The sequence below is a fragment of the Microcella alkalica genome, from assembly GCF_014137945.1.
Taxonomy (GTDB): domain Bacteria; phylum Actinomycetota; class Actinomycetes; order Actinomycetales; family Microbacteriaceae; genus Microcella; species Microcella alkalica.
The window spans coordinates 392,854-410,867 of sequence record NZ_JACGWX010000001.1 but is presented as its reverse complement, the minus strand read 5'-3'; the positions used below and the strand labels follow the sequence as shown (position 1 = coordinate 410,867).

The 18,014-nt window shown below is 70.9% G+C and carries 17 protein-coding genes; 7 read left to right on the top strand and 10 right to left on the bottom strand.

What is annotated here, in order from left to right; all coding sequences use genetic code 11:
• The 5 genes from nusA to FHX53_RS01925 all read right to left on the bottom strand — a co-directional run bounded on the left by nusA (position 1) and on the right by FHX53_RS01925 (position 5,824).
• Positions 1-996, bottom strand: coding sequence for a transcription termination factor NusA (nusA, locus tag FHX53_RS01945; RefSeq protein ID WP_182489666.1), 996 nt, complete (start codon positions 994-996; stop codon positions 1-3).
• Positions 997-1,081: 85 nt separating this feature from the next.
• Positions 1,082-2,851 (bottom strand): proline--tRNA ligase, encoded by a 1,770-nt coding sequence (locus tag FHX53_RS01940; protein WP_182489665.1) that lies wholly within the window; start codon positions 2,849-2,851, stop codon positions 1,082-1,084.
• Positions 2,852-3,181: 330 nt separating this feature from the next.
• On the bottom strand, positions 3,182-4,330 hold the full coding sequence (gene ispG / locus FHX53_RS01935; protein WP_182489664.1) for a flavodoxin-dependent (E)-4-hydroxy-3-methylbut-2-enyl-diphosphate synthase: 1,149 nt from the start codon (positions 4,328-4,330) through the stop codon (positions 3,182-3,184).
• A 62-nt stretch (positions 4,331-4,392) separates the two neighbouring features.
• Positions 4,393-5,034 (bottom strand): CoA transferase subunit B, encoded by a 642-nt coding sequence (locus FHX53_RS01930; RefSeq protein ID WP_182489663.1) that lies wholly within the window; start codon positions 5,032-5,034, stop codon positions 4,393-4,395.
• A 1-nt stretch (position 5,035) separates the two neighbouring features.
• Positions 5,036-5,824 (bottom strand): 3-oxoacid CoA-transferase subunit A, encoded by a 789-nt coding sequence (locus FHX53_RS01925; RefSeq protein WP_182489662.1) that lies wholly within the window; start codon positions 5,822-5,824, stop codon positions 5,036-5,038.
• A 156-nt stretch (positions 5,825-5,980) separates the two neighbouring features.
• Here FHX53_RS01925 and FHX53_RS01920 point away from each other — a divergent pair, with 156 nt between their 5' ends.
• On the top strand, positions 5,981-7,162 hold the full coding sequence (locus FHX53_RS01920; protein WP_182489661.1) for an acetyl-CoA C-acyltransferase: 1,182 nt from the start codon (positions 5,981-5,983) through the stop codon (positions 7,160-7,162).
• 28 nt (positions 7,163-7,190) lie between these two features.
• On the opposite strand, the gene FHX53_RS01915 is transcribed toward FHX53_RS01920, so the two are convergent.
• The gene (locus tag FHX53_RS01915) at positions 7,191-8,519 is read right to left on the bottom strand and encodes a site-2 protease family protein (protein ID WP_182489660.1); all 1,329 of its coding nucleotides are present in this window, start codon (positions 8,517-8,519) and stop codon (positions 7,191-7,193) included.
• A 95-nt stretch (positions 8,520-8,614) separates the two neighbouring features.
• Between FHX53_RS01915 and FHX53_RS01910 the strand changes: the two genes are divergently transcribed.
• The 4 genes from FHX53_RS01910 to FHX53_RS01895 all read left to right on the top strand — a co-directional run bounded on the left by FHX53_RS01910 (position 8,615) and on the right by FHX53_RS01895 (position 12,147).
• Positions 8,615-9,883, top strand: a complete 1,269-nt coding sequence (locus tag FHX53_RS01910; RefSeq protein WP_343050741.1) for a serine/threonine-protein kinase — start codon at positions 8,615-8,617, stop codon at positions 9,881-9,883.
• The gene (locus FHX53_RS01905; protein WP_182489658.1) at positions 9,880-10,281 is read left to right on the top strand and encodes a mucin-associated surface protein; all 402 of its coding nucleotides are present in this window, start codon (positions 9,880-9,882) and stop codon (positions 10,279-10,281) included. The genes FHX53_RS01910 and FHX53_RS01905 overlap by 4 nt, the downstream gene beginning before the upstream one ends.
• Positions 10,282-10,402: 121 nt before the next feature.
• On the top strand, positions 10,403-11,632 hold the full coding sequence (locus tag FHX53_RS01900; RefSeq protein ID WP_182489657.1) for a serine/threonine-protein kinase: 1,230 nt from the start codon (positions 10,403-10,405) through the stop codon (positions 11,630-11,632).
• Positions 11,629-12,147, top strand: coding sequence for a hypothetical protein (locus tag FHX53_RS01895; protein ID WP_182489656.1), 519 nt, complete (start codon positions 11,629-11,631; stop codon positions 12,145-12,147). The genes FHX53_RS01900 and FHX53_RS01895 overlap by 4 nt, the downstream gene beginning before the upstream one ends.
• A 20-nt stretch (positions 12,148-12,167) precedes the next feature.
• Here the strand turns inward: FHX53_RS01895 and dxr are convergent, their stop codons facing one another.
• The 3 genes from dxr to FHX53_RS01880 are packed head-to-tail and all read right to left on the bottom strand — an operon-like array spanning position 12,168 to position 14,841.
• Positions 12,168-13,259, bottom strand: a complete 1,092-nt coding sequence (gene dxr / locus FHX53_RS01890) for a 1-deoxy-D-xylulose-5-phosphate reductoisomerase (RefSeq protein ID WP_182489655.1) — start codon at positions 13,257-13,259, stop codon at positions 12,168-12,170.
• Between the two features lie 40 nt (positions 13,260-13,299).
• Positions 13,300-14,304, bottom strand: a complete 1,005-nt coding sequence (locus FHX53_RS01885; protein WP_343050739.1) for an FKBP-type peptidyl-prolyl cis-trans isomerase — start codon at positions 14,302-14,304, stop codon at positions 13,300-13,302.
• 51 nt (positions 14,305-14,355) lie between these two features.
• Positions 14,356-14,841: an OsmC family protein gene (locus tag FHX53_RS01880; protein WP_182489654.1), complete on the bottom strand. Its 486-nt coding sequence runs from the start codon at positions 14,839-14,841 to the stop codon at positions 14,356-14,358.
• 51 nt (positions 14,842-14,892) lie between these two features.
• Here FHX53_RS01880 and gabT point away from each other — a divergent pair, with 51 nt between their 5' ends.
• Both gabT and FHX53_RS01870 read left to right on the top strand, forming a co-directional pair.
• Entirely contained in the window at positions 14,893-16,254 is a 1,362-nt protein-coding gene (gabT, locus tag FHX53_RS01875; RefSeq protein WP_182489653.1) for a 4-aminobutyrate--2-oxoglutarate transaminase, read from the top strand.
• The gene (locus FHX53_RS01870) at positions 16,251-17,252 is read left to right on the top strand and encodes an asparaginase (protein ID WP_343050738.1); all 1,002 of its coding nucleotides are present in this window, start codon (positions 16,251-16,253) and stop codon (positions 17,250-17,252) included. The genes gabT and FHX53_RS01870 overlap by 4 nt, the downstream gene beginning before the upstream one ends.
• Here FHX53_RS01870 and FHX53_RS01865 read toward each other — a convergent pair.
• Positions 17,249-18,004 carry an ABC transporter permease gene (locus tag FHX53_RS01865; protein ID WP_246335432.1) on the bottom strand — a complete coding sequence of 252 codons (756 nt, stop codon included), beginning with the start codon at positions 18,002-18,004 and terminating at the stop codon, positions 17,249-17,251. The genes FHX53_RS01870 and FHX53_RS01865 overlap by 4 nt on opposite strands.
• Positions 18,005-18,014 lie beyond the last annotated feature (10 nt).

Sequence of the window (18,014 nt, the reverse complement as noted above, 5' to 3'; positions counted from 1 at the left end):
TCAGTCCTCCATCACCGAGTCGGGCTGGATGTCGATCTTGGCGCCCGTGAGCTTCGCGGCGAGGCGCGCGTTCTGGCCCTCCTTGCCGATAGCGAGAGAGAGCTGGTAGTCGGGAACCAGCGCCCGCACGGCCTTCGTCGCCGGGTCGATGACGAAGGCGTCGGTGACCTTCGCGGGCGACAGCGCGTTCTTCACGAACGTCGCGAGGTCGTCGGAGTGGTCGACGATGTCGATCTTCTCGTTCCCGAGCTCGGCGGTCACGGCCCGGACGCGCTGACCGAGCTCGCCGATGCATGCGCCCTTGGCGTTCACGCCGGGCTCGGTCGCACGGACGGCGATCTTCGTGCGGTGGCCCGCTTCGCGCGCGAGCGCCGTGATCTCCACGACACCGCTCGCGATCTCCGGCACCTCGAGCGCGAACAGGCGGCGCACGAGGGAGGGGTGCGTGCGGCTCACGGTGATCGACGGGCCCTTGAGGCCGCGCGAGACGCTCGTGACGTAGACGCGGATGCGCTGGCCATGCGGGTACTCCTCGCCGGGAACCTGCTCCTCGGGCGGGAGGATCGCCTCGATCGCTCCGAGATCGATGTGCACCATGCGGGGGTTCGGGCCCTGCTGGATGACGCCCGCGATGATGTCGCCTTCGCGGCCCTTGAATTCGCCGAGCACCTTGTCGTCGCCGATGTCGCGCAGGCGCTGGTTGATGACCTGCTTGGCGGCGAACGCAGCGATGCGGCCGAAGTCGTCCGGGCTGTCCGGCGCCTCGCCGACGAGCGCGCCCTCCTCGTCCAACTCGGGGGCGTACACCGTGACGTGGCCGGTCTTGCGGTCGAGCTCGACGCGCGGCTGCGGCTGGTCGGAGCCGCGCTGGTCCGGCTGCTCGGTGTGCTTGAGGTAGGCCGTGAGGATCGCCTGCTCGATGATCTGGACGAGCTCGTCGAACGGGATCTCCCGCTCGCGCTCCATCATCCTCAGGACTGCCAGGTCGATGTCCACGTGGGGTACCTCCGCTATTCGATTGGTCGACTCCCCGCGCGCGTTCCTCGAGCGGGGTCGGTGCTCCCACGGTACCGGACGGGCGTCACCCGGCGGAGCGGATGGCCTCGGGCACCTCGGCGATCGCGAGGTCGCGGCGCTCGCCCGAGCGGCGGTCCCAGAACTCGACGGTGCCCTCGGCGGCCGTCCGGCCGACGATGACGACGAGCGGCACGCCGAGCAGCTCGGCATCGCCGAACTTGACGCCGGGCGAGACCTTCGGGCGGTCATCCAGCAGCACGTCGACGCCCTGCCCCTCGAGCTCGCTCGTGAGCGTCTCCGCGATCTCGAAGACCACCGGGTCCTTGCCCGTCGCGACGACGTGCACGTCGAACGGCGCGACCTCGCGGGGCCAGATGAGACCGCGCTCGTCATGATTGGCCTCGGCGATCGCGGCGAGGATGCGCGTCACGCCGATGCCGTAAGAGCCCATCGTGACGGTCACGCGCTTGCCGTTCTCGTCGAGCACCGTGAGGTCGAGGATCTCGGCGAAGTACCGACCGAGCTGGAACACATGACCGATCTCCATGCCCCGCGCGAGCTCGACAGGCCCCGAACCGTCGGGCGCGGGGTCGCCCTCGCGCACCTCGGCGATGTCGGCGATGCCGTCGGCGACGAAGTCACGACCCGCGACGAGCGAGAGCACGTGCTTCTCCGGCTCGTTCGCGCCCGTCACCCACGCCGTGCCGTCGACGACGCGCGGGTCGACCAGGTACCGGATGCCCGTGCTCGAGGCCTCGCCGAGCACCGGCCCCTCCGCCGACCACGGGCCGATGTAGCCCTTCACGAGCCCGGGGTGCTTCGCGAAGTCCTCATCGGTCGCCGCATCGGCGGCCGCGGGGGCGAAGGCCACCTCGGCGCGCTTCATGTCGACCTCGCGATCGCCGGGCAGCCCGACGATGACGAGCTCGGTCTCGCCCGAGAGGTGCGTGAGGCGCAGGACGACGTTCTTGAGGGTGTCAGCGGCGGTCCAGGGCTCCTCCGCACGGGCGTGGCGCTCCTCCAGGAGCGCGACGAGCGTGGCGATCGTGGGCGTGCCGGGCGAGTCGAACACGAGCGCGGCGGGCTGGCCCTCGATCGGACGCGGCTCCGGCGAGGCGGAGCGGTAGGCCTCGACGTTCGCGGCGTACCCGTCCGCCGAGCGCACGTAGGTGTCCTCGCCGATGGGCGTGGGATGCAGGAACTCCTCGCTGCGCGCCCCGCCCATGAGACCGTTGTCGGCCGCGACGATGACGTACTCCATTCCCAGCCGGGTGAAGATGCGCTCGTAGGCGTCGCGCTGGGCCTGGTACGAGGCGTCGAGCCCCGCGTCGGTGTAGTCGAACGAGTAGGCGTCCTTCATCGAGAACTCGCGGCCGCGCAGGAGGCCGGCGCGGGGCCGCGCCTCGTCGCGGTACTTGTCCTGGATCTGGTAGATCGACAGAGGCAGATCCTTGTAGCTCGAGTACAGGTCCTTCACCAGCAGGGTGAAGGCCTCCTCATGCGTGGGCGCGAGAAGGTAATCGGCCCCTCGGCGATCCTGCAGTCGGAAGATGCCGTCGCCGTAGGCCGTCCATCGTCCCGTCCTCTCGTAGGGCTCACGGGGCAGCAGCGCGGGGAACAGGACCTCCTGCGCGCCGATCGCGGCCATCTCCTCGCGGATGACCTCCTCGATCTTGCGCCGGACCCTCAGGCCGAGCGGCAGCCAGGCGAAGACGCCGGGCGCCTGACGGCGGATGTACCCGGCGCGGACGAGAAGCCGGTGGCTCGCGACCTCGGCGTCGGAGGGGTCGTCGCGGAGCGTGCGGACGAAGAGCTGGGAGAGGCGGGTGGGCACCCGTTCAGCCTAGTTCGTGGCGGAGAGCGGCATCCGACACGGCACCCCCCGTTCGAGGGGATCCCGCGATCGCAGTGCACAATGAAACAGGCCTGCGAGCGACGGCAAGGGGGGCTTGGGTCGCTCGCAGGCCCTTCCCGTCGCGCGAGAGTGCGCGCAGCGGGAAACCTGCACGACGGAGGATCCCCCTGATGACCCTCGCGAGTCCTACCGCCGCCCCCCGGCGAAGTAGTCAGAACGGCCCCCTGCCGATGCCCCCACTGTAGTGACTCGTCGGGTGCGCGGTTCAGTCCCCCATCGAGGGGACAGCGCGCCGCGACGCGGCAGTCGCTAGACGGTCACGACCTCGGGCTCGCCGACGGCACCCGCCGGCATCGATGCGGCGAGGCGATTGGCCTCCTCGATGAGCGTCGCGACGATCTCCGACTCGGGGACGGTCTTGATGACCTCGCCCTTGACGAAGATCTGACCCTTGCCGTTGCCCGAGGCGACGCCGAGGTCGGCCTCACGGGCCTCGCCCGGGCCGTTCACGACGCAGCCCATGACGGCAACGCGCAACGGCACGGTCATGCCCTCGAGGCCCTTCGTGACGTCCTCCGCGAGCGTGTAGACGTCGACCTGCGCTCGGCCGCACGACGGGCAGGAGACGATCTCGAGCTTCCGCTCGCGCAGGTTCAGGCTCTCGAGGATCTTGAGCCCGACCTTGACCTCCTCCGCCGGCGGGGCGGAGAGCGAGACGCGGATCGTGTCGCCGATGCCCTCGCCGAGCAGGATGCCGAAAGCCGTCGCGCTCTTGATCGTGCCCTGGAAGGCGGGGCCGGCCTCCGTGACGCCCAGGTGCAGCGGCCAGTCGCCGCGCTCGGCGAGCTGACGGTAGGCCTTGACCATGACGATCGGGTCGTTGTGCTTGACCGAGATCTTGAAGTCGTGGAAGTCGTGCTCCTCGAACAGACCGGCCTCCCACACGGCGCTCTCGACGAGGGCCTCGGCGGTCGGCTTGCCGTACTTCTGCAGCAGGCGCGGGTCGAGCGAGCCGGCGTTCACGCCGATGCGGATGCTCACCCCGGCGTCCTTCGCCCGCTTCGCGATCTCGGCGACCTGATCGTCGAACTTGCGGATGTTGCCGGGGTTCACACGCACCGCGGCGCAGCCGGCGTCGATCGCCTGGTAGACGTACTTCGGCTGGAAATGGATGTCGGCGATGACCGGGATCTGGCTCTTCTTCGCGATGATGTGCAGGACATCCGCGTCGTCCTGGCTGGGCACGGCAACGCGCACGATGTCGCAGCCCGTCGCGGTCAGCTCGGCGATCTGCTGCAGGGTGCCGTTGATGTCGGTCGTCGGCGTCGTCGTCATCGACTGCACGCTCACCTGGTGCTCGCTGCCCACCATGACCTTGCCGACCCTGATCTGGCGGGTCTTGCGGCGAGGAGCAAGCACCTCGGGCACCTTGGGCATTCCGAGATTGACAGCAGGCACTTACGACTCGACTTTCGGGCGGAGCACGGGCGCGGCGAGCGCCCCTCAGGGACTAGCCCAGACTAGAGCACCGGGCTGAGCAGGAGCCCGGGCTCGGTCGCGGCGCGCACCTCCTCGACGCTCACGCCCGGCGCGCACTCCACGAGCACGAGACCGTCGGGCGTGACGTCGATCACGGCGAGGTCGGTGATGATCCGGTCGACCACTCCCCGCCCGGTGAGCGGGAGCGAGCACTCGCGCACGATCTTCGCCGAGCCGTCCTTCGCGACGTGCTCCATCAGGACGATCACGCGGCGAGCGCCGTGGACGAGATCCATCGCGCCGCCCGGGCCCTTGACCATCTTCCCGGGGATCATCCAGTTCGCGAGGTCGCCCGACTGCGAGACCTGCATGGCGCCGAGCACGGCCGCGTCGATCTTGCCGCTGCGGATCATCCCGAAGCTCAGCGCCGAGTCGAAGAACGCCGCTCCGGGATCGATCGTGACCGTCTCCTTCCCGGCGTTGATGAGGTCCGGATCCACGGCGTCCTCGGCCGGGTACGGGCCGACGCCGAGGATGCCGTTCTCCGACTGCAGGACGACGCTCACGCCCTCCGGCATGACGTTCGGGATGAGCGTCGGCAGGCCGATGCCGAGGTTGACGTACGAGCCGTCGGCGAGCTCTCGCGCGGCGCGCGCGGCCATCTGCTCTCTCGTGAGCACCATGTCACTCCCCCTCCGTCGCGGCCGTCGCTCGCACGGTGCGGCGCTCGATGCGCTTCTCGATGTCGAGGCCGACGACGATGACGCGGTCGACGAAGACGCCGGGCAGGTGCACGGCGTCGGGGTCGAGATCGCCGGGCTCCACGAGCCGCTCGACCTGCGCGATGCAGATGCCGCCAGCCATCGCGGCGAGCGGCGAGAAGTTGCGCGCGGACTTCTCGAAGACGAGGTTGCCGTGGCGGTCGGCGACGGCGGCGTGGACGAGGGCGAAGTCGGTCGTGATCGCCGGCTCGAGCACGAACTCGCGCTCGGCGCCGCGATAGGTCATGCGCCGGACCTCCTTCGGCGCGGAGGCGAGAGCGACGCCGCCGTCGGCCGCGTAGCGCTGCGGCAGGCCGCCCTCGGCGACGGGAGTGCCCACGCCGGTCTGGGTGAAGAACGCCGCGACGCCCGAGCCTCCGGCGCGGAGCTTCTCGGCGAGCGTGCCCTGCGGGGTGAGCTCGACCTCGAGCTCACCGGAGAGGAACTGACGCTCGAACTCCTTGTTCTCGCCCACGTACGACGATGTCATCTTCCGGATGCGGCGCGCCGCGAGCAGCACCCCGAGCCCCCAGTCGTCGACGCCGCAGTTGTTGCTCACGATGCTGAGCTCGTCGGCGCCCTGGTCGAGCAGCGCCTTGATGAGCACCATCGGGATGCCGCAGAGTCCGAACCCGCCGACGGCGATGCTGGCCCCGCTCGGAATGTCGGCGACGGCCTCGTGAGCCGAGCCGACCGTCTTGTCGATGGACACGACCTTCGTCCCTTCCCGAGTCGACGGACGGTGCGGCCCCGTTGCCGCTCACAGGTCGACTCGGCACCTGCACCCTACCGACCCGACGGGGGTACTGTCGTTCGTATCCGCACGAGCGCTCACGACGCGCGCGGACGAGCGCGAAGGAGCCCTCCCATGTCCGACGACATCGTCATCATCGGCGCCGCCCGCACCCCCCAGGGTCGCGCGCGCGGCGCCCTCGCCCCGCTCACGGCCGTGCAGCTCGGAACGACCGCGATCGCCGCTGCACTCGCCGAGTCCGGTCTCTCGCCCGAGGCGGTCAGCCACGTGCTCATGGGGCAGGTGCTGCAGGCCGGGTCGGGTCAGAACCCGGCTCACCAGGCGGCGCGCGCGGCGGGCATCCCGAGGTCCGTCCCCGCCATGACGCTCAACAAGGTCTGTCTGTCGGGCGCGGTCGCCGTCGTCGACGCGGTGCGGATGCTCCGCCTCGGCGACGCGGACGTCGTCGTCGCCGGCGGCCAGGAGTCGATGACCAACGCGCCTCACCTGCTGCCCGGCAGCCGCCTGGGCTGGGCGTACGGGACGGTGAGCGCTCTCGACTCGGTCGCGCATGACGGGCTCACCGACACGACGGACGGCATCTCGATGGGCGAGAGCACCGAGCGTCACGTGAGCTCGCTCAGCATCACGCGCGTCGAGCAGGACGAGGTCGCGGCCGCGTCGCATCAGCGCGCCGCGGCGGCGCACGAGGCGGGCCGGTTCGCCGCCGAGCTCGCTCCGGTCGAGGTGCCCGCTCGGGGCGGGTCGACGACCGTCATCGACGACGAGGGCGTGCGGGCGGACAGCACGGTCGACTCGCTCGCCCGCCTGCGGCCCGCCTTCGCCGCCGACGGCACCATCACCGCGGGCAACGCGTCCCCGCTCAGCGACGGCGCCGCCGCGCTCGTGCTCGCCCGCGAGTCGTGGGCGCGCGAGCAGGGGGCGACCGTCCTCGCGCGCGTCGTGGACTACGGGCAGGTCGCGGGGCCGGACAACTCGCTGCACGGGCAGCCCGCCCGCGCCATCGCGCGCGCGCTCGAGCGCGCCGGATGGCGAGCCGACGAGCTCGACCACGTCGAGATCAACGAGGCCTTCGCCGCCGTGTCGCTGCAGTCGGCGCGCGATCTCGACCTCGACCTCGCGCACGTGAACCCCGACGGCGGGGCGATCGCCCTGGGGCACCCGATCGGAGCGTCCGGGGCTCGACTGACCGTTCACGCCGCGCACTCGGTCGCGGCGGGGCGGGCCCGCCGGGCCGCGATCGCCCTGTGCGGCGGGGGCGGTCAGGGCGAGGCGATCCTGCTCGAGCGGGCGTGAGCCCGGGGGCGAGCATCCGACGCCGGGTCTAGAAGAGCGAGACGGGCTTCACGATGTCGGCGTAGATGAGCAGAGCGCTCATCGCTCCGAGCACGACGACCACCGCGAGAGTGAACGGCACGAGCTTCGCCGTGTCGATCGGCCCGGGATCGGCGCGACGGGTGAGCTTGGCGACAGCGCGCCGCAGCCCCTCCCAGAGGGCCCCCGCGATGTGGCCGCCGTCGAGGGGCATGAGCGGGATGAGGTTGAACACGAACAGCGCGACGTTGAGCGAGGCGAGCAGGCCCACGAGGCTCGCGACGCGGTCGGCGACGGGCGCCGAGTCGAGGCTCGCTATCTCACCCGCGATGCGTCCGACGCCGACGACGCTGATGGGGCCGTTCGGATCGCGCTCGTCCGGGCCGAAAGCGGCCTCGGCGACGTCGATCATGCGCTGCGGGAGATTCAGGATGATGCCGACGACGGCGTCGACGTTGTCGCCGACGGCCGGAAGCACCTCGCCGACGGGCTGCTGCACCGTCTCGAAGGCCGGCGCGATACCGACGAAGCCGACCTCCTCCGTCAGGAGCTCGCCGTCGGGACCCTCGACGGGCTCGCCCTCGGCGTCGATCGCGTAGCGCTCGATCTGCAGCGGGATGATCGTGAGGGTGCGCGCAGCACCGTCGCGCTCTACGATCACCGGGAGGGAGCGGCCGGCGGAGGGGCGGACGACGCCCGTCACATCGCCCCACTCGCGGATGCTCGTCCCGTCGATCGCGATGATGCGGTCCCCCGGCAGCAGCCCCGCCTCCGCGCCGGGGGCTGCGGGGTCGCCAGGCTCGCACTCCTGCCGTTCGCTTGTAGCCGGCAGCACGCACTCGGACACGCTGCCGAGGGTCGTGGAAGGCTGCGGGAGGCCGAAGCCGATGAGCAGGACCGCGTAGAGCACGATCGCGATGACGAGATTCATGAGCGGCCCGCCGAGCATGACGATGACACGCTGCCAGACGGGGAGGCGGTAGAAGGTGCGGTGCTCTTCGCCGTCGACGATCGTGTCGGCCGAAGCGGATCGGGCGTCCTGCACGAGGGTCTGGAAGAAACCCGTGGAGGCGGTGCGCGCGCGGCCTCCCGACTCGACCGGCGGGTACATCCCCGCCATCGAGATGTAGCCGCCGAGAGGGATCCACTTGAACCCGTACTCGGTCTCTCCGCGTCGCCAGGAGACGATCGTGCGACCGAAGCCGATCATGAACTGGCCGACGCGCACGCCGAAGAGCTTGGCGGGAACGAAGTGACCGAGCTCGTGCAGCGCGATCGAGACGACGAGCCCGACGACGACGACGAGCACGCCGAGGATGTACAGCAGAACGGGCTCCACGGCGCCACTGTATCGCCGTCGCCCGACGGCGGCCCTGAGCCGCGGCTGAGCGGGGGCCTGACGGGTGCCCGATGCGCAGGGTACGATCAGTCCCCGTGACGGGGGTAGAACAGGCCGCGCAGGCCGAGCAGAGGGTGCAGCCCGTCGACGAGCGCGTCGGCAGCCTCGTCGCCGGCCGCTACCTCGTCGAGCGGCTCATCGGCCGAGGCGGCATGGCGACCGTCTACGAGGCCGCCGACCAGCAGCTCCCGCGCCGCGTCGCGTTGAAGATCTTCAAGCCGGAGCTCGCGGACGGCGACGACATGCGCCGCCACGAGGCGGAGGTCGCCCTTCTCGCCTCGCTCAACCACCCCGGGCTCGTGACGCTGTACGACGCGTCGACGACGGAGGACGGCGGCGCGGTCCTCATCCTCGAGCTCGTCCAGGGGGATGACCTCCGGCAGACGATGGACGACAGGCCTTTGCCCGGCGAGGAGGTCGCCGTCATCGGCGCCGCCGTCGCCGACGCGCTCTCCTACAGCCACGATCGCGGCATCGTGCACCGCGACGTCAAGCCAGGCAACATCCTCGTCCCCGCGCACGACGGCACCGACACCGCTCCGCGGGCGAAGCTCGCCGACTTCGGCATCGCGCGTCTCGTTGACGAGACGCGCGTCACTGCGACGGGCGCCGTTCTCGGCACCGCCCACTACTTGAGCCCCGAGCAGGCTGTGGGAGGCGAGGTCGGCGCCGCGAGTGACATGTACTCCCTCGGCCTCGTCCTGCTGGAGGCCCTCACCGGCGAGCGCACATTCCCCGGTACGGGCGTGGAGTCGGCAGCCGCCCGCCTTGCCCGCGATCCTTTCCTGCCTCCCGACATGAGCCCGGAGTGGAACGGCCTCATCCGCGCGCTGACGGCTCGGGAACCGGGAGACCGCCCGACGGCGCGGGAGGCGGCCGAGCGGCTGCGGTCCATCGCGAGCATCCCGGCCTTCCGACCCGTTGACGAGTCGCTCGACGCGACGCGCGTCCTCCCCGCTCTGGCGACCGCGGCGACCGAGGTCATGAATGCCGACGAACCCACGGCTGCGATGTCGAGGCCCGGCGCGGGCGACGCGACGCGCGCCCCGGATCGAGCCGCGGGCATCCCGTCGGACCGCCGAAGCCGGATCGACGCTCGCATTGAGGTGCTCAAGACAAGGCCGATCGCTGTCGCGGTCACGATCCTCGCGGCCATCGCCCTCGTACTCGTCGGCTACGGAGCGTCCACGGCGATTGCCTCGCTCGTCTTCGCGGATGCCCCTCCGGCTGAGCCCGCGTACCCTGCGGTCGAGGGCGTCCTCGGCGAGCACCTCGAGCAGCTTCAGCGGAGCGTGGCGCCGTGACGCGCAGGATCAGCGCGGCGTTGACGGGCGGTGCTCTCGTCGTCGGTCTTCTTGCGGGCTGCGTGCCCGGCTCGAGCTACGACGCGGACACCGCGGCGCAACTGCAGCAGCACGTCCTGGCCGTGAGTGACGCCTCGGCGGCCGGCGACTGGGCGACGACGCGGACGCGGCTTCTCGAGCTGGAGGCGTCGGCGTCGACCGCGCTCGCGCGCGGTGAGATCACGCAGCAGCGGTTCGACGCGATCATGTCCGCTCTCGCGCTCGTCCGGGCCGACGTCGATGCCGCCATCGCCGCTGCGGAGCAGGCCGCGGCTGAGCAGGCCGCCGCCGAGGAAGCCGCACGGCGAGCGGCAGAGGACAAGCGGGATCGCGACGAGGACGACGACGACGACGACTGAGCGCGCGTCGGCTCTGACCCACCAAGATGTGGGCGGGAGCCCTTTTACCCGTCTTTGACCCCCATCGCAACCCCCACTCCGAGATGAGGCCTCGCGCTCATCCGGGGATACCGTGAGGGCGATGACGATCGAGGCGGTCCACGGCGGTGCGCTCAACCCCCGGGTCGGGCGCTTCATCGGCGAGCGCTACCGCATCGAGCGACTCATCGGCCGCGGCGGCATGTCGACGGTGTTCGCCGCGACCGACACCGCTCTCGGGCGCTCCGTCGCACTCAAGCTCTTCTCCGGGACCAACCGCGGGGACTTCGATCGGCAGAGTGCCGAGATCGGCGTGCTCGCCGGCCTGAGCCACCCCGGTCTGGTCACGCTGTACGACGCGTTCGAGAGCGAGGATGGCGAGGGCGTCATCGTGCTCGAGTACGTCGACGGCCCGGATCTCCGCCAGCGCCTGCGCCAGGGCCCCCTCGCACCGGCGGCCGTGCGGCTGATGGGCCGATCGATCGCCGACGCCCTGGCCTACGTGCACGCCCTCGGGATCGTGCACCGTGACGTCACACCGGCCAACATCCTCCTCCCCGGCGAGCGGACGCACGGGAGCCTGCCCGTCGCGAAGCTCACCGACTTCGGAATCGCCCGGATCATCGACAGCACGCGGCAGACGAGCGAGGGCTCGGTCATCGGCACGGCGCACTACCTCAGCCCCGAGCAGGCAATCGGGGCAGACGTCGGACCGGCGAGCGACGTGTACTCGCTCGGGCTCGTCATGCTCGAGTCGATGACCGGCGAGCGGGCGTTCCCCGGCACGGGGATCGAGGCCCTCGCCGCCCGATTGCATCGACCTCCCGCCATCCCCGACAGCATTCCGGATGCGTGGCGCGACATCATCGCCGATTGCGTCGCACGAGAGCCCGGCGACCGCCCGGCGGCCGATGACCTCCTCCGCCGGCTCCGCCGTCTGGGACGGGTGACCGCTGGGAGCTCGGCACCGACCGCGGAATCGGTGACGAGCTCCGCCTGCGAGGCCGCTGCCGCCATGGCCGCCTCCCCCGTCGAGCCCAGCCTCACCATCGAGCGAGCCATCGCCGTCGATCCCGTCGTCTCGACGGCGGAATCGCGTCGCGTGCGTCTCCGCGGCCGCGACGAGTATCGGGGAACCCCTCGCCGCGGCAGACGTGCGCTCGCGCTGTACACAGCGGTCGGAGTGATGGTAGCCGCGCTCTCGGTCGGGCTCCCGCTCCTGCTGACCGCGCAGCCGACCGCCCCCGTCGAGGCCGTGGTCCCCGATTATCCGGTCGTGGACGGCATCCTCGGCTACCACCTCGAACTGCTGCAGCGACTGGTCGCGCCATGATCGCACGGCTGACGTCTGGTCTTGTTCTAGCGTTCGCGCTGACCCTCGCCGGGTGCGCGCCGAGCTCGCCCGCCCGCACCTATTCGCCGACGGCCGCCAGCGAGCTCCAGTCGGTCGTGCTCTCCCTCTCGGAGGCGGCGAGCGTGGGCGATCATGCGGCCGCCGCAGGCTCGCTCGACCAGCTCGAGGCCGCGACGATCGCCGCGTTCTCGCGCGGCGAGCTCAGCGACGCTCGCTTCGACGCGATCATGGCCGCCATCGCGCTCGTGCGCGACGACCTCGAGACGGCTCTCGCCCGGGAGGCGGAAGCGACGCGCGAGCCGGCACCGAGCCCGAGCCCGACCGACAGCGGTGCGGGCACGAGCAGCGGCTCGACCGGCACAGGCGGCTCGACGGGCGGTTCGACAGGGACGAGCGGCTCATCCGGCGGCGAGGCCGAGCCGGGCAACGGCAACGGCCGAGGCAACGGCGGTGAGCCCGGACCCCCAGACGATCGCGGCAAGCCGGGCGGCTGAGCCCCCGAGGTCCGCAGTCACTAGCCTGCGAAAGCCCCGCTCCCGATGAGGGCATCGGCCTCCGCGCGCGCCCAGCGTTCGGCCTCCAGCACGCCGTCGAGCGTCATCGGCAGGGCGTCGTGACGGTCGACGACCGCGCGCACGACGTCGAGGATTCCGAGGTAGCTCACGGCGCGATCGTGGAAGGCGATCACCGCCTGCTCGTTCGCCGCGTTGAACACCGCGGGGAACGTGGCCCCGGCGACGCCCACACTCTTCGCGAGGGCGACCGCGGGGAAGGCCTCCTCGTCGAGCGGCGCGAACTCCCATGTGCTGGCCGACGTCCAGTCGAGCGGCACGCCGACGCCGGCCACCCGATGCGGCCAGTCGAGCCCGAGCGAGATCGGGAGGCGCATGTCGGGCGGCGAGCACTGCGCGATGGTCGAGCCGTCGACGAACTCCGCCATCGAGTGCACGATCGACTGCGGGTGCACGGTCACATCGATGCGGTCGTACGGCACATCGAAGAGCAGGTGCGCCTCGATGACCTCGAGCCCCTTGTTCACGAGCGTGGCCGAGTTGGTCGTGATGACCTTTCCCATGTCCCAGGTCGGGTGCGCCAGCGCATCGGCCGGCGTGACCTCGGCGAGCTCGGCGCGGGAGCGTCCGCGAAAGGGCCCACCGCTGGCCGTGAGCACGAGCCGCCGCACCTCGTGGCGGTCTCCCGCGAGCAGCGCCTGGGCGATCGCGGAGTGTTCGCTGTCGACCGGCACGATCTGCCCGGGGGCGGCGAGACCCGTCACCAGGGACCCACCGACGATCAGGCTCTCCTTGTTGGCGAGCGCCAGGATGCGCCCCGCGCGCAGCGCCGCGAGCGTGGGCGCGAGACCGACCGAGCCCGTGATGCCGTTCAGCACGACGTCGCAGGCGACATCCCGCACCAGCTCGGCCGCCGCGTCGGCGCCGAGGGCGATGTGCTCCACGGAATGGGCGCGCGCCTGAGCTTCGACGAGCTCGCGGTTGCGACCGGCCGCGAGCCCGACCACGCGGAAGCGGTCGGGGTTGGCGGCGATCACCTCGAGCGCCTGGACGCCGATCGAGCCGGTGGAGCCGAGGATGATGACATCGCGCATGCTCACCATCCTGCCCGACGCGCGCCGGGCATCCCCGACCCTAGCTCGTGGCGAGGATGTCGACGACGAAGACGATCGTGTCCTCCGCGCCGATCGAGCCGTCGGGGGTGCCGCCCTGGGGGCCGTAGCCCAACTCGGGCGGGATGATCGCGATGACCTGCGACCCGACGAGCTGGCCGACGAGCGCGTCGCGGAAGCCGGGGATGACGCCGCCGGTCGGGAACGACGCGGGCTGGCCGCGCTCCCAGCTGGAGTCGAAGATCTCGCCGGTGTTCCAGTTGATGCCGGTGTAGTGGACGGTCACGGTGTCGTCGGCGCCGACCTCCTCGCCATCGCCCTGGATGAGCGTCGCGAGCTGGAAGTCCGCCGGCGGCTCCTCGTCCGGGATCGTGACCGTCGGCGCGCCGTCCTCCGCCAGCTCGACCGCCGGGAAGTCCTCCGGCGCGTCCTCCTCGGTGCCCTCAGCCCGCTCGAGCGGCTGCGCTGCGATCGACACGACGTCGGCGACGAACACGAGCGACTGCTCGGCCTCGAGCCCGAACTGCGGCTGCCCCTCCGCACCGAACGCCTCGGCGGGCGGGATGACGCCCACAACGCGTGAGCCCTCGGTCGCGCAGACGAGCGACTTCGACAGGCCCGAGAGAAGCTGCGACTCGCTGTCGATCAGCACCTGCACGGTCGGGCCTGCCTCGTACGTGGACTCGATCTGCTCGGCGGTGCCGCCGTTCAGGATCGTGTAGTCCACATTGACCGTGTCGCCCTCGGCGACGGCGGCTCCCTCGCCCTCGATGACGACCGTGCGCTCGGTCTCCTCCGGCTCGAGAGGGCCCACGAACGAGATCTCAGGCTGTGCATCGATGTCGCCGCCGACCGTGACGGCCTCGGACGACCCTCCCGAACCCGTGAGCGGGCAGGCGTCGTTCGCGCCGTCGGCGGCGTTGTCCTCCGTTCCGGGCGAGCAGGCGGCGAGCGTCGCCACGAGGCCGAGCGAGAGCAGAAGAGCGGAGGTGCGGCGCACGAGAGAGTCCTTTGCGTCAGCGGGCACGAAATCCCCATTCTCCCACGCTCCGCCTTGACGGCGGCTCCGAGCGGATCCCTACACTCGCGCGATGACGATGCGCACCTCATGGTGCACCGGGAAGCTCACCGAGTTGGCGATGAAGCACAGCTCGCTCGCCCGCTCATGGAGCTCGCCGGCCCGGTCCGCATCCTCCGCCGTGTGATGCGCCGCGAGCGTGACGATCGGCCGCAGCGTGGCCTCGGTGAGCCGACCGCCGTCGCCGACGGTCTCGAGCGTGCCGGTCGCGTCGTCCGTGTAGTCGACGACGACGAGTCCGTTCGTCGAGGCGATGTGCAGGTAGCTCAGCATGTGGCACTGGGCGAGCGCGGAGATCACGAGCTCCTCGGGATTCCAGCGCTCGGCGTCGCCGTGGAAGGTCCGATCGCTCGACCCGTCGATGGCGTGGCTCTTGCCGTCGGCGAGGATGCGATGGTCGCGACCGTACGCACGGTACGACGCAGTGCCCTCGCCCCGGTCGCCCGTCCACTCGATCCGGATGGCGTAGCTGTGGTGCGCGCTCACGGTGCTCCTTCCCGGCCCGGGCGGAGCACCCGGGAGTAGACTAATCCCACCATGACTGACACCCTCTCCGCCTCCGTCCCGAGCGCTGTCGGCGACCACGAGATCGCCCAGGAGCGCCGCATCGTCACCGCCGTGCCCGGCCCGAAGTCCGAGGCTCTGCACGCTCGCCGCCTCGAGGTCGTCTCGGGCGGCGTCGGCACGACCCTGCCCATCTACATCGACCGCGCGCACGACGCGATCGTCGTCGACGTCGACGGCAATCAGTTCATCGATCTCGGCGGCGGAATCGGCGTCATGGGCGTCGGCCACACCAACGACGCCGTCGTCGCCGCGGTTCAGGAGCAGGTGGCGAAGGTCACCCACACCCTTTTCACCGTGACCCCGTACGAGCCGTACGTGCGCGTCGCCGAGCTGCTCGTGAAGCACACGCCCGGCGATCACGCGAAGAAGGTCGTGCTGGTCAACTCCGGCGCCGAGGCGCTCGAGAACGCCGTCAAGATCGCGCGCAAGCACACGGGCCGCAACGGCGTGGCCGTTCTCGACCACGGCTACCACGGCCGCACGAACCTGACCATGGCGATGAACTTCAAGGCCATGCCGTACAACCTCGGCTTCGGTCCCTTCGCGGGCGACGTCTACCACGCACCGAACTCGTACCCCTTCCATGACGGCCTCACGGGGGCCGAGGCGGCCAAGCGGACGATCTCCTACCTCGAGAAGCGCGTCGGCGCGCAGGATCTCGCGTGCCTCGTCGCCGAGCCGATCCAGGGCGAGGGCGGGTTCATCGTTCCCGCGGAGGGCTACCTCCTCGCGCTGCAGGAGTGGTGCACCGCGAACGGCATCGTGTTCGTCGCGGACGAGGTGCAGTCGGGCGTCGCCCGCACTGGGGCCTGGTACGCGAGCGAGCACTTCGGCCTCGTGCCCGACATGATCACGACCGCCAAGGGCATCGCAGGCGGCATGGTGCTCGCCGGCGTCGTCGGCCGCGCGGAGATCATGGACTCCGCACACGCCGGCGGACTCGGCGGCACCTACGGAGGCAACCCTGTCGCGTGCGCCGCTGCGATCGCCGTGTTCGAGCAGATCGAGCAGCGCGGGCTTCTTCACGAGGCCGCTCGGATCGAGGGCACGCTCGTGCCCCTGCTGCGCGAGCTGCAGGCCAAGCACCCCGCCATCGGAGACGTGCGCGGCATCGGCGCGATGATCGCGATCGAGTTCGTCGACCCGGAGACCCACGAGCCCGACGCGGCGACGGTCTCGCGCGTGGCAGCGGCCGCGGCACAGCACGGCGTGCTCGTGCTCACCGCGGGCACCTACGGCAATGTCATCCGCTTCCTGCCTCCGCTCGTCATCACCGACGAGCTCCTCCGCGAGGCGGTCGCCGTGCTCGACACCGTGCTCTCGGAGGCGTGAGCGCTCACAGCGACCGAGGCGTTCGCGGCGATGGCCCGCTGACCGCAGCGGGCTCTGTCGAGCTCGCGGTCATCGAGCGGTCAGGGCTCATCGAGTCGCGACACCTCGGTGCCGCGGCGGTTGTGAATGCCGACGGTCGCGTGCTGCGAGCGATCGGCGACGTGCACGCGACGATCTATCCCCGCTCGACCCTCAAGCCCCTCCAGTCGATCGCCGTGCTGGGCACCGGAGCCCTCTTCGCCGATGACGAGCTCGCGCTCGCGACCGCTTCGCACTGCGGCTCGCTCGCGCACATCGCGGTCGTCGAGCGGATGCTCGCAGCCGACGGGCGCGATGCCTCCGCCCTGCAGTGCCCGGCCCAGTGGCCCCTCGGCACCCGCGAACGGGCTGAACGACTCGCCTCCGATCTCGGCCCAGCGCGCGAAGCCATGAACTGCTCGGGCAAGCACGCGGGGTTCCTCCGCGCGAGCGACGCGCTGGGCGCGGACCCGGCGACGTACCTGGATCCCGAGCATCCCGTGCAGCAGCGCATCAGGTCGACGATCGAGGAATGGACGGGGGATGCCGGTCGACGCACGAGCATCGACGGGTGCGGGGCCCCGCTGCACGCGACCTCGCTCGCTGCCCTCGCGCGCGGCATCGCCCGAGTTGCGAGCGGCCGCACCCCGGACGCGGCCCGGCTCATGCAGGCCGTCGCCGCCGAGCCGTGGGCGATCGACGGACACGGCCGCGCCAACACCCTCGCGATCGAGCGCCTCGGTGTCCTGGCGAAGATCGGTGCGGAGGGTCTCGTCGTCATCGGTTCGCCCTCGGGCGCGGCAGTCGCCGTGAAGGTGCTGGACGGCTCCATGCGCGCGACGACTCCCGTCGCCCTCGCGCTGCTCCTCGCGGAGGGGCTCGTAGACCCCGATGCCGTCGCTGAACTCCTCGACGACATCGCCGAACCCGTTCTCGGCGGCGAAGAGCCGGTCGGGGCTCTCCGCGTGACTCTCGGCTAGGGCGTCAAGGCGAGCTTCCGGCGCCGGGCGGCGGCCGAGAACTGCGAGATGAGCACGAGTGCGATCGCGAGCAGGAAGACGCCGGAGGCGATGACGTTCGCCTCCGCGGGGATCCCCCGTGCGGCCGCCGTGTAGATGTACGACGGGAACGTGACGTCGGCACCGCGGTTGAAGTTCGTGATGATGAAGTCGTCGAAGCTCAAGGCGAAGGACAGGAGCGCGGCCGCCGTGATGCCCGGCAGCAGGAGGGGGAACGTGATGCGCCAGAAGACCTCGCGCGGCGACGCGTAGAGGTCTCGACCCGCCTCCTCGAGAGCGGGGTCGAGGCTCGCGACGCGCGCTCGGACGGTCACAACGACGAAGCTGATGCAGAACATCGTATGAGCGAGGATGATCGTGCCGATTCCCTTGCCGACGCCCGCCTGCAGGAACTGAGCGGCAAGGCCCGCGCCCAGGACGACCTCGGGAGTGGCCATGGGCAGGAAGAGCAGGAGCGTCGTCGCCGAGCGGAAGCGGAAGCGGTAGCGCACGAGCGCGATCGCGATCATCGTCCCGAGCGTCGTCGCGAGAACCGTCGCGACGAGACCGATGAGGATGCTGTTCGCGAACGCCTGGCAGACACCCTGCGCGCTGCAGACGTTGAGCCAGTTGTCGAACGTGAAGCCGCGCCAGACGATGTTCGTGCGACGGGAGTCGTTGAAGGAGAACACGATCGTGTAGATGATCGGAACCATCAGGAACACGAGCGCCATGCCCGAGTAC

Bases quoted from the DNA above. Each gene is read 5' to 3' on its own strand.
- FHX53_RS01930 (WP_182489663.1), bottom strand. From the start codon at position 5,034: ATGGTGCTCACGAGAGAGCAGATGGCCGCGCGCGCCGCGCGAGAGCTC.
- FHX53_RS01920 (WP_182489661.1), top strand. From the start codon at position 5,981: ATGTCCGACGACATCGTCATCATCGGCGCCGCCCGCACCCCCCAGGGT.
- FHX53_RS01900 (WP_182489657.1), top strand. From the start codon at position 10,403: ATGACGATCGAGGCGGTCCACGGCGGTGCGCTCAACCCCCGGGTCGGG.
- FHX53_RS01895 (WP_182489656.1), top strand. From the start codon at position 11,629: ATGATCGCACGGCTGACGTCTGGTCTTGTTCTAGCGTTCGCGCTGACC.
- dxr (WP_182489655.1), bottom strand. From the start codon at position 13,259: ATGCGCGATGTCATCATCCTCGGCTCCACCGGCTCGATCGGCGTCCAG.
- gabT (WP_182489653.1), top strand. From the start codon at position 14,893: ATGACTGACACCCTCTCCGCCTCCGTCCCGAGCGCTGTCGGCGACCAC.
- FHX53_RS01865 (WP_246335432.1), bottom strand. From the start codon at position 18,004: ATGGCGCTCGTGTTCCTGATGGTTCCGATCATCTACACGATCGTGTTC.